General features: G+C 43.9%; 4 protein-coding genes and 1 pseudogene. 1 reads left to right on the top strand and 4 read right to left on the bottom strand.

Going from position 1 to position 4,393, the window contains the following annotated elements:
* Nucleotides 1–476: 476 nt before the first annotated feature.
* Nucleotides 477–1,282 (top strand): annotated as a pseudogene (locus CBW22_RS23190) (IS5 family transposase).
* 60 nt (nt 1,283–1,342) lie between these two features.
* Here the strand turns inward: CBW22_RS23190 and CBW22_RS23185 are convergent.
* The 4 genes from CBW22_RS23185 to CBW22_RS23170 all read right to left on the bottom strand — a co-directional run bounded on the left by CBW22_RS23185 (nt 1,343) and on the right by CBW22_RS23170 (nt 4,151).
* Nucleotides 1,343–1,723: a hypothetical protein gene (locus CBW22_RS23185; protein ID WP_088517986.1), complete on the bottom strand. Its 381-nt coding sequence runs from the start codon at nt 1,721–1,723 to the stop codon at nt 1,343–1,345.
* A gap of 3 nt (nt 1,724–1,726) precedes the next feature.
* Nucleotides 1,727–2,311 (bottom strand): DUF4755 domain-containing protein, encoded by a 585-nt coding sequence (locus CBW22_RS23180; protein ID WP_141097355.1) that lies wholly within the window; start codon nt 2,309–2,311, stop codon nt 1,727–1,729.
* Between the two features lie 243 nt (nt 2,312–2,554).
* On the bottom strand, nt 2,555–3,787 hold the full coding sequence (locus tag CBW22_RS23175; protein WP_088517987.1) for a relaxase/mobilization nuclease domain-containing protein: 1,233 nt from the start codon (nt 3,785–3,787) through the stop codon (nt 2,555–2,557).
* Complete coding sequence (locus tag CBW22_RS23170) at nt 3,765–4,151, bottom strand: hypothetical protein (RefSeq protein ID WP_088517985.1); 387 nt, start codon at nt 4,149–4,151, stop codon at nt 3,765–3,767. Before CBW22_RS23170 ends, CBW22_RS23175 begins: the two co-directional genes overlap by 23 nt.
* Nucleotides 4,152–4,393: the final 242 nt, after the last annotated feature.

Here is a 4,393-nt window from a genome sequence, read left to right as displayed (position 1 = left end):
CTGTTTAAGCAATCGATTGCTTCAGAATGCTGGTTTAGTGTTAATGTTTTCAATTGTAATTAAGTGCTTCATAAAGTTAATGGGTCTTCTTATAGTATTTATAATTTCGCTCTATTTAGGTTCATGGCGAATTTCACAATTTTATATAAATTCAGAAATAAATTCAGTATGACCTACCCCCAGTATTAGATACAACCATCAGTTAGTGGTATTTAAGACTGGGGACAGGACAAGTACTCTTAATTATTTAATCTCTTTTAGTTAGTTATGTTATTCTTTAATGAACCAATACTAAAGGGGATTTTGGAACCTGTTGTTTTAAAAAACTGATTATTTTAGACTTGGATGTTCTGGCGTTGTGGTTATTTACTTTTCAGAGTTCGCTTTTTTATTTTGAAACGGTGTTTTCATACTTAGAACCTATCCCAAAAGCGATAGTCAGAATGTCGTAACTGATAATTTCTGAAGGTGAAAATATGGCAGGCAGCAAGTGGCGGATAAACGATGAGCTTTGGGAGAAAATGATCCCGCTTATCCCTCAGCACAAAACCAATCATCCGCTCGGTACGCACCGTAAACGCGTTGATAACCGTTCTGCCATGGATGCCATATTCTTCGTCCTCAGGACCGGTTGCCAGTGGAACGCCCTGAACGCCACAGGGGTATGTTCATCGAGTTCAGCACACCGGCGATTCCAGGAATGGCGCGATGCAAGAGTCTTCGAGCGGTTCTGGCAGAACGGCTTGCTGGCCTGCAAACATCTGGACGGCATTGACTGGTCATGGTTGTCTACGGACGCCTGTATGACCAAATCACCGTTGTCAGGAACAAAAAAACAGGCCGCAACCCCACAGACAGAGGAAAACAAGGCGTAAAGCGCAGCCTGATGACAGATGGCAGCGGGCTTCCTTTGTCGCTGGTTGTTGCAGCAGCAAACACGCATGATATTAAACTGGTTGCGGATACTCTCGATGCCCTTCAGACAGGGCGTCCGGGATAAAAGATCAGGCTCTGTCTTGACAAAGGTTACGAAGCAGGCTGGCTGAAAACGTATCTACAGAGCCGCCGCTACGAGCCGCATATCCAGTCCCGTAAAGAGGAGTCTGAAGCCAGTAAAAACACGGACTTTAAAGCCCATCGTTGGGTCGTTGAGAGGACACATAGTTGGATGAATCGCTTTCGTCGGGTTTTAACCAGATGGGAAAAGAAGACCGAAAATTACGAGGCCATGTTGCATTTTGCCTGTGGTCTCATCGTATGGAATAAAGTCCTATTGAGATAGGCTCTTAATAGTATTGATAAAAATGCCCTCATATTGAGGACATTAGTATCAGATCTCTAATCATAACCCAGCATGTACAGTGTCACTACTCTCGCTTAATGACCAACTATCGACTTTGTCTCTTTCGAACGTGATTGTTAGCGCCTTACTTTTCATGTCGGTTCCGTTCGAAAAAATTCCAACGATTGGAATATACGACGTTGCTGACATATTTGAATTCATGATTGAATAAAACCACATATCCTCGTTAGTATCAACGGTGGTTTTACGCGTTGGCTCACCGAATTGCTGCAAAATGTCCTGCTTAGTAGTTCGACCTTTCATAATCTTTGACGCAATACTTTGCTGCGTCTCATTTTTAATTGATTGATTCCCTGCTGTTGACGCACAACCGGATAAAACGATAATAGTTAATAAAGCTCCTGCAACCTTAGCTTTCATTATTTATTCCTTGTTAATAACCTGAGAAAGAACTCTCAACCAGCGTTTAATTTGCATTTCCATATCTTTATAACCCGTGTCCTGGTGAAACTTCCCTTTTTGCGGATAGAACCTGATCTGCCATTCGGGAAACATGACGTCCTTAACTTCAATGAAAAGACCTGAGTTGTTGAGATTTTGCTGTCTGATAGCGCCGGTTCCAAATCCCCCGTCATAGCCACCAGATTCCAAATTGTATCGCCAACCGATTACAGAGCTAAACGGATACGTTTTTTCGTTCTTACCATTCCTGATCGTAATAGTTTGCTGCTTCTCATTTAGAAGTAACTTCGAGTCATTGAATTCATGGCTCCAGGAGCCGTCATTGCCTTCGTTGAAGTTATCGAAAGTTGAGACGTTATCTTTCTTATGCTTATAGCTAACACCGGCTGTCACGAGTAAGAAAAAAGCGGGGATACACCAGAGAATAAGCATTCCCATAGCGTCAGTTGGTTTTGCCTTGAGGACGATTAATACGGCCACGCCGATTGTGAACCAGACTCTGATTGAACGGAAGTAAGAGGGTTTTCTCATACTCATGCTGCTCATGTTGAATTCCTTTTAAAACCAATAGTTGAAGGTAGTCATGTCTGTAACTAGCTGATTGGTCACTGCTTTTACTGGGCATTTTTGAGCAAGCTCAAAACTTAAGCAAATCACTTGTACCGATCGATAGATCTTATTTGATAGTTATAAGCTATCATAAATCTACTAATTGATCTGTAAAAACGATCAATTGTTTTGTGTTTTGAAGCGCTTAGACAGGAAAGATGATGTTCTTCAGAGACTTGGCTAGTTAGGCGAGTACGAGCTTTCAAAGAAGTCTTCAGGTATTTCGTTTGAAGTTTTGACGTCAGGCTCAGCTGATCTGACTGCGCTAATGGTGGAAAATGAGGATTTTCTGTGGAGAAACGTTTTACCTGTCTCTTTGAGCAAATTTGCAAAGGCTTGTAGGTAAGGAATGCTTAGCAGCCACTTTATGACTGCCGTCATGAGGTGGTCTTTGTTGTTGGCTTGTCCTGGTGCTGTAAGCACAGTGATGGCAGGCGTATGTGCTTCGCAGGTTTCCGCTATCTCTAATCTATGTTCATGCTGGGGAGGAGGTGCAATAATTTCTGACTCTAACGAAGCCGGTAGTGACGGCGTAGTATCCTCGGTCGTAGCTTTTGTTACTGAATCACCCGTTTCATTACTTCTCATAGCCGAGGCTTTCAATGAAAAGAGTAGGGGGTTGTCGCGTTCAGGTGCGTAGCGGAGCTTCTCTTGCAGAGTCGCCCATGAGTAAGCTTTACCTAACTGGGAGGCTTTGAAAGCTATTCCGGCATACTCAAATGAGAAACCATTCATGCGGCCAGAACTGGCAATATTGGGAGCGGGCGTTATACCATGCTCGCAAAGTGCTTCAACGAAGCTCGGAATGTCACTGTCAGTCGCAAGGATCACGTCGATAGTGTTCTGCAGGAACGTCTTGGGGCTTGGCTGACCTTCGCGCTTCTCTTTCTGTTCCTCACCTCGTGATAGCCTCTTACGCCTACTGGAGGGGGAAGGGCTATTTGAAGGCGAAGGACCTTTCGTTGCGGTTAAGTCATGCGCTAGCTCAAGTTCCTGGATTACGCGTGTACTAATCAGGTTTTCATTCCTGCCCAGGTAGAGCTTCCCTCCTACCAAGTCGACTCTACTGGCAATGATATGAATATGCTGGCCGGCCTCGTCGTCATGCATGACATAGCAGCGCAGGTGCGTCTCACTGAACCCCATGCGATTCATATAGTCGTCAGCAAACATCACCCACTGCTTCGCTGTAAGGGATTCACCCTGTGGGAGGCGAAGCGAGTTGTGCCATACCGGTTTGACAACGTCAGGGCGAAGTGAAGCAGAAGCGCTGAACTCAGCTATCAACTCAGATGCTAGGTCTCCCAGCATGTTCCCCCCTATGACCACCGGGTCAGTTTTATGGTGCGTTCCATGCTTTAAAGCGTATAGAACAACTCCTGCGAAGCTCTTACCGCGTTTGATCTTCTGCATGCCCTTCATTAGAGGGGATACTCCATAGATTAGCTGTGAGAAGTCGTGAGCGAAGATCACCAATTTGACGTTTCACAGCAAAGAGTTCTGTCTTGGTCAGCGGGCTGCAGCATTGCTTAGCATTCAGGTGGTTTAAGAGCTTATTGAGCCTTTGATTTATCTCACCGAACATTTTCCATGCGCTTCGGTTAAGTTCTGGGACAACAGGTATATGGTTCTTAAGCAAACACATGCGAAGCCATTCGCCCTTAGCGTGTTGTTTGCGCTCTTCATTAAGCTTTACAAGCTCGGCGTTATTAAGCCTGACGCTGACGCAATGAATACGTAAATTCTCTGTAGTAGGAGGGTTAAATAAATTATCCATGAAAAATCCTTATTTCAAGTCAGCACATTCCTTATGCCTAATATATTTATAATCGATAGTAAAATAATGTCAACGATGTGGGGTTTGACTTTCCCCTTTTACAACCGAAGAGCAGTAAAAGCAAGGCTACTCAGCTTCGCTGAGTTAGCTCTTGCTTTGCGGTGATATTTAAAGAAAGCATGTTGACATCTAAAATATATAGTTTATAGATGAAGTAAAAATAAATGGGGGGATGTATGCTT

The sequence above is a fragment of the Pantoea sp. VS1 genome (genome assembly GCF_002207995.1).
GTDB lineage: Bacteria > Pseudomonadota > Gammaproteobacteria > Enterobacterales > Enterobacteriaceae > Pantoea > Pantoea dispersa.
Note: the sequence above shows the minus strand (reverse complement) of the source record. Positions and strands in the feature narration are given on the sequence as shown.